This is a genomic window from Candidatus Blochmannia festinatus (nom. nud.) (genome assembly GCF_059936355.1).
In genome coordinates this window covers 375383-381776 of record NZ_CP012116.1, presented here as the reverse complement: position 1 = coordinate 381776, position 6394 = coordinate 375383, and the positions used below count along the sequence as shown (strand labels likewise).

Sequence of the window (6394 nt, the reverse complement as noted above, 5' to 3'; positions counted from 1 at the left end):
CCTCTATACGAGGAATAAAAATTTAATGAACTAACGCCTATTTCCAAAAATGCGAATCATCATTAAAAATAAATTAATGAAGTCTAAATATAAAGTTAATGCTCCTATAATTGAACATTTACGAAATTGCTCTTGATCCTCTATAGATAAAGAAGATCCGATAGATTTAATCTTTTGCATATCATATGCAGTTAATCCTACAAATACCAATACTCCAATATAAGTTACAATCCATGTAATAGCTGTATTTTTTAACCAAAAATTCATGACTGATGCTAACATGAGTCCAATTAGCGCCATGAATAACAAGTTTCCAAAGCTACTTAAATCTTTTTTAGTAGTATACCCATATAATGTCATTGCTCCAAACATTCCAGATGTTACTACAAAAGTACTGGATATAGAAGATGTTGTATATAACACAAATATACTAGATAAAGTTAATCCAGTTAATGCTGAGTATAACATAAACAAAGTAGTTGCTAATGATCCACTAAGTTTTGTTACCATTCCAGATAAAACAAATACTAATGCTAATTGACTAATTACTAATCCAAAAAATATTATTTGATTAGAAAATAATATTTGAAGAACTACAGGACTTCTAGAGGTATACCATGCAACAAATGCAGTTAATAATAACCCACAAGACATCCACCCAAACACCTGAGATATAAATGGCTGTATCACAGCGTTATCTCGATCGGATAATATACCCTGAAAACGGGAAAATCGATCCATACTAATCACCTTTTAAAAATTAAAAATAAAAACTTCTAAACATTATAAAATAAACAATTATTTTTATCAACAAAATGTTGTATGCATACAACATTTTGTTGATAAAAATAATTGTTTATTTTATAATGTTATTATAATTGCACATAATATAGAAATACTAATTTAATGTCTTAAGATAAATAATAATATTTTGTAGGTTTAAAATTATTATTAAACTCATATATTAATGGAATCCCTGTAGGTATTTCGATTTTAAATATTTCAGATTCATTTAAGTCACCTAAAAATTTTATTATTGCTCTTATCGAGTTACCATGGGCTACAACAATGACTGAATTATTGTTCTTAACATTGGGAAAAATAGTTTTTTCCCAATATGGAATAACTCTGTTTGAAGTTAATTCTAAACTTTCTCCATTAGGCAAGTTACAAATACCCATCATATTATAAGGAATATCATGTATTTCAGCGAAAACATTTTCTTTATTTATTACTATATCCTCGATTGGAGGAATAGTTTTGAAACTTCGTCTCCATTTTTGAACAACGTCATAGCCATATATTTTTATAACTTCATCTTTATTTAAACCTTGTAAAGATCCATAATGACGTTCATTTAATTTCCAAGATTTTTCTACTGGTAACCACGCTTGATTTAATTGGTCTAAAATTATCCACAAAGTATGTATTGCTCGTTTTAAAACAGAAGTATATCCATAATGAAAAACAAAATTATTTTTTTTAAGTAATTCTCCGGCTTTTTGTGCTTCACGATAACCTTGTTTTGACAAATCAACATCAACCCAACCAGTAAATTTATTCTCTTTATTCCATTTGCTTTCTCCATGTCTTATAAATACTACCTGAATTATATTCATATTTATGATACACTCACTTTTTATTTAAAAACACTATATATATTTTATATTATAATTGTAATTAAGATAAATAAATATTAATTATTATAATTTCTTTTTAAGAAAATATTTCATTAAAATATTTAAATATTCTGTATAATGTTGTGTTATTAAAATTTTATAAAAACGAATTATTTAAACTATTTTTTATACATAATATTTTCTATATATATAAAATATGAATCCAAAAATAATACAAACTGTTTATGTAGCTAGCCCTGAAAGTCATCAAATTTATGTTTGGAGATTAGATGAATCTAAAGAATCATTAGAGCTAATTCAAATAATCTCCACTTGTGGTCAAGCTCAACCTATGGCCATCCATCCTAATTCTAGATTTTTATATGTCGGAATACGGCCTAATTTTAGTATTCATACTTATTGTATTAGTCCAGAAGGATTATTAAATAAAATAAAAGCTGTCAAAATTTTAAATAGTCCCACTTATATTACTGTTAATGTTCAACAAGAAAGTACATATTTATATTATGCATCTTACAATTATAACGTTGTTGGTGTTATTTCTATTGATAGTTTTGAAATAACTAATAATTGTTGTATTATTCAAACTATAGAAAATTTATTAGGTTGCCATTCAGTTAATATAGATAAAACCAAAAAAATACTCTGGGTCCCATGTTTACAAGAAAATTCAATTAGATTATTTGATATAAATAAATATAACGGAAAATTAATACCGTACCATTTACAATATATTACAACTAAAATAGATTCTGGTCCCCGTCATATGATTTTTCATAAATCTGCAGACTATGCATATGTAATCAATGAGCTTAATGGAACAATTAACGTGTTATCATACAGTATAGAAAAAAAATATTTATATATTATACAAACAATAAAAATATTACCTACTACTCATAGTGTAAGTCCAAAAAAATTTTGGGCATCAGATATACACATGACTCCAGATAATAATTGGATATATTGTTCTGACAGATTTAATAGTACTATTAGTTATTTTAAAGTACTTCCAAAAACAAAAACATTAAAGTTAATAGGATATAAATATACTGAAACACAACCACGAGGATTTTCAATAGATATCACAGGAAATTTTTTAATTGTTGCTGGACAAAAATCTCATCATATTGCTTTATATCGAATTAATTTAAAGAATGGACAATTAAATTTTATTTCACGTCATCCATCAGGTAAAGGACCAATGTGGATTAATATTATATCTTTATAAAAATAAATTCATACAAAAATAATATTTATTATAACAAATATTTATTAATAAACAGTTTTATTTAGTTTTTTAATTTACTATGGTGAACATGATTATTTATTATTTTGTAAACGTATTAATCGTTTTTGGGCTTGTTTAGCAGCATCGCTATTAGGATATAACTTTCCCAATTGTCTGTATATTATTTTAGATTTATCTATCTGATTAGTTTCTTGCATAATTATTCCTATTTTTAGTAATGCATCAGATGCTTTTGAAGATTTGGGATAATTTTTTACAACTAATGCAAAATGATAAGAAGCATCATCCTTATTACCTTTATTATAATATAATTGTCCTAACCAATAGTGTGCATTTGGTTGATAATTAGATTTTGGATGATTTTTTATAAAATTTTGAAATGCTTGAATAGCTTGATTATATTGTTTTTTTTCTAAAACTAATGAAACTGCTGATTTATAATCATAATCTATATTATTTGGTAATTGTTTTGTATCAATTATATTTTTATTAAAATTTGACTCTAAATTTTTTGTTGTGTTAGAATTTTTTTGTTTCATCAAATTATTTTGGTATAGTTCTTCATATATTTTTTTATAGGATTCTTTTTGATTTTTTGTCATATTTTGCATGCAATGTTGAATATCTTGAATGTTATTACGCAATTCATCAATATCTTGCTGGGTTTCTGATAATTGTTGTTGTAATTGAATTAAACATTGGCTATGTGCATCTAATATTTGATTTAATTCCTTTATTTTTTGATTAAGATCAATTTTATAATATGTTGTTTTTGCATGAACAATATATACTCTATCATTTAAAAAAATGATATTTGAAATTAAAACAATACTGATTATATAAATAAACAAAGAAAATATAATAAATTTTATTATATGATATATATACACTATTGATATAATAATACACCTCGTCTGTTTTTAGAATATGATTCTTCAGTATGACCAAAAGAAACAGGTTTTTCTTTGCCATAAGAAATAATATTTATTTGATTGGATAGAACTCCTTTACTTTGTAAATATTTCTTTATAGAATATGCTCGTCGTTCTCCTAAACCAATATTATATTCTGGAGTACCTCGTTCGTCTGTATGGCCTTCTATAATAATTTTATATAAAGAATTATTACGTAAAAAAGATGCATGCATGTCTAAAATATTAAAAAAAACAGGAAGAATATAATATTGATCTAAAGGAAAATAAATTATATTTTTTGATTGGAGTTGTTGTATTTGATTGAATCGATTAGATTTCTCCGTAGTATTAAGAATACTGTTCGTATCTAGTTTGTCTAAATAATCTATGTTATCGATATATTTGGGATTATTAGTAAAATGTTTACAAGAGATACACAAAGATGTTATTATACTAATAATAAATATATATACATATAATATTAAAGTAGATCGATTAATTTTCATTTAAATACCTAACTTAACAAATTTTGGCAATATTTATAAAGAATATTCATAATTAATTAATAATAAAATTGTATATTAAAAACTAACAATTATTATATATATTTTATCTTTTTGAGCAAGATAATGATGATGACCAAACAGGAAATTTAATATTACCTGATGAACCTTTTAAATGAGCTTTAAAACGACCATCAGCAGATATTAATTCTAAAATAGATTTATTATTATTGCTATTATTAATTATAGAGTTAGATGTTGCTTTTTTAGAAAAAGCACTATATATAACCATAATTCCGTTTGGAGATAAACTAGGTGTATCTGCTAAAAATGAATCTTTAGTTAGTATTTCTTCTTGTTCAGTTAATAGATTTAATTTCGATATACTTTGTTCCCCTTTATACCTGTTTACCATAATTATAAAAGTTCCATCCGTGCTAATATTTGGTCTTTGATTACTCCCTGGAAGCCAAGATAACCTTTGAATATCAGAAGTATTATTAATATTGACTTTATATACCTGAGGAGTACCACCTTGATCAGAAGTATAAGCTAAATTTATATTATCTGGAAACCAACTAGGTTCCGTATTATTATGTCTATTTGAAGTTACTTGATAAATTTTACCAGATGATAAATACATTACATATAAATTTAAGCTTCCTGTTTTTGATAAACTAAACGCTAATTTTTTACCGTCTGGAGAAAATGCTGGAGATCCATTATGATTAGGAAATTTAACAATATGGCTTACTAATCCGGTATTTAAAGTTTGTATTACCAATTCTGAACATCCAGAAGAAAAAGTAACATAAGCAATTTTTTCTCCATCTGGAGTCCAAGCTGGAGACATTAATGGCTCTGTTGATCGACAGATAGAAATTTGATTATATCCATCGTAATCAGCAACATATAATTCATAAGGATATTTAGTGTTATGTATATATGATATATATGCAATACGAGTACAAAATACACCTCGTATTCCGGTTAATTTTTCAAAAATTTCATTACTTATAGTATGTGCAGTGTGACGTATATATTGTTTTTTCACTAAATATTGGTTTTCTAAAATTATTAGCGCAGGATTACTAGAGGTATCTATTAATTGATATGTGATATGATAATTATCATTATTATCTATATTGACTGATCCTAATACAATTGTATTAATACCTAATTTTTCCCAAAAAATTGGAACTATATCAGAAAGTTTTGAGGGTTGATGTGGTAAATATGCAATAGGTAAAGTATTAAATTTTCCACTATTACGCAAATCAGCAGAAATAATTGATCCAATATCTTCTATGTCTAGAGCATTTGATGATGAATTATATTGATCATGAGTCATGGTAGAAAATGGTACGACAGCAATAGGATGAGCGGAATTTATTCCATGTGTGATTTCGATTCTCATATCTGCTATCACGAATAGTGGTAAGCACCAAAGAATGAATAGTATGAAAAGTCTTGAATGCATTTACTTTAATAAAATTTTTTAAATTTTCTATTGATAACATATTGAGTAATATAACAATTATGTATCTTTTGATAAAGAAATTTTTAATACTATTTAGTAAATTATATTATTTTAATATTACATGAATATGTTGTTATTATTATTTATTATGGAGAAAAGCTTAAGACTATATTTTTAAAAATATTATAAATATAAATATTTGGAGGTTTAGGAAAATTTGTTAATTTTACTGCAATTATTGCAGCTTGAGATAGTGCCCAATCACCAGAAATAGCAGTGACTGATATTAATTTCCCATTAACATCTAATTGTATTTTTAGATCACATTTCTTTCCTAAATAATCAGATGAATTGTAAAATTTTTGTTGAATAGATTGAATGATTGAATTTTTATATAAATTAATTTCATTATTTTTAATATCATTAAAATTATTTTTTTTTATAAGTAATGAATCAAGATTTTTATTATTTTTTATATAACTAGAATTATTAGTAAGTACATTTAATAAATTTTCTATTTTTTTAAAATCGGAATTAGTAGTGTTACATAATTTAGGATGTATTGAATTTTTTGTTATATCTGAATGTTTTTTCTTCAGCATAGG

At 24.8% G+C, this 6394-nt stretch carries 7 protein-coding genes; 1 reads left to right on the top strand and 6 read right to left on the bottom strand.

Features of this window, described 5'->3' with window-relative positions; genetic code table 11:
* Positions 1-30: 30 nt before the first annotated feature.
* Together Bfest607_RS01740 and gpmA are read right to left on the bottom strand one after the other, a co-directional pair.
* Positions 31-741 (bottom strand): Bax inhibitor-1/YccA family protein, encoded by a 711-nt coding sequence (locus Bfest607_RS01740; protein WP_500838040.1) that lies wholly within the window; start codon positions 739-741, stop codon positions 31-33.
* A 170-nt stretch (positions 742-911) separates the two neighbouring features.
* On the bottom strand, positions 912-1619 hold the full coding sequence (gene gpmA / locus Bfest607_RS01735) for a 2,3-diphosphoglycerate-dependent phosphoglycerate mutase (RefSeq protein WP_500838039.1): 708 nt from the start codon (positions 1617-1619) through the stop codon (positions 912-914).
* A 217-nt stretch (positions 1620-1836) separates the two neighbouring features.
* Here gpmA and pgl point away from each other — a divergent pair, with 217 nt between their 5' ends.
* Entirely contained in the window at positions 1837-2871 is a 1035-nt protein-coding gene (pgl, locus tag Bfest607_RS01730) for a 6-phosphogluconolactonase (RefSeq protein WP_500838038.1), read from the top strand.
* A 92-nt stretch (positions 2872-2963) separates the two neighbouring features.
* Here the strand turns inward: pgl and ybgF are convergent, their stop codons facing one another.
* The 4 genes from ybgF to tolA form a co-directional block, all read right to left on the bottom strand.
* Entirely contained in the window at positions 2964-3743 is a 780-nt protein-coding gene (gene ybgF, locus Bfest607_RS01725) for a tol-pal system protein YbgF (RefSeq protein ID WP_500838037.1), read from the bottom strand.
* Between the two features lie 38 nt (positions 3744-3781).
* The gene (pal, locus tag Bfest607_RS01720; RefSeq protein ID WP_500838036.1) at positions 3782-4312 is read right to left on the bottom strand and encodes a peptidoglycan-associated lipoprotein Pal; all 531 of its coding nucleotides are present in this window, start codon (positions 4310-4312) and stop codon (positions 3782-3784) included.
* A gap of 103 nt (positions 4313-4415) precedes the next feature.
* Positions 4416-5789: a Tol-Pal system beta propeller repeat protein TolB gene (tolB, locus tag Bfest607_RS01715; protein WP_500838035.1), complete on the bottom strand. Its 1374-nt coding sequence runs from the start codon at positions 5787-5789 to the stop codon at positions 4416-4418.
* Positions 5790-5935: 146 nt separating this feature from the next.
* On the bottom strand, positions 5936-6394 hold a 459-nt coding region (tolA, locus tag Bfest607_RS01710; protein ID WP_500838034.1), incomplete at its 5' end, for a cell envelope integrity protein TolA.

Coding starts and splice junctions, on each gene's coding strand:
- Bfest607_RS01740 (WP_500838040.1), bottom strand. CDS start 741: ATGGATCGATTTTCCCGTTTTCAGGGTATATTATCCGATCGAGATAAC.
- gpmA (WP_500838039.1), bottom strand. CDS start 1,619: ATGAATATAATTCAGGTAGTATTTATAAGACATGGAGAAAGCAAATGG.
- pgl (WP_500838038.1), top strand. CDS start 1,837: ATGAATCCAAAAATAATACAAACTGTTTATGTAGCTAGCCCTGAAAGT.
- pal (WP_500838036.1), bottom strand. CDS start 4,312: ATGAAAATTAATCGATCTACTTTAATATTATATGTATATATATTTATT.
- tolB (WP_500838035.1), bottom strand. CDS start 5,789: ATGCATTCAAGACTTTTCATACTATTCATTCTTTGGTGCTTACCACTA.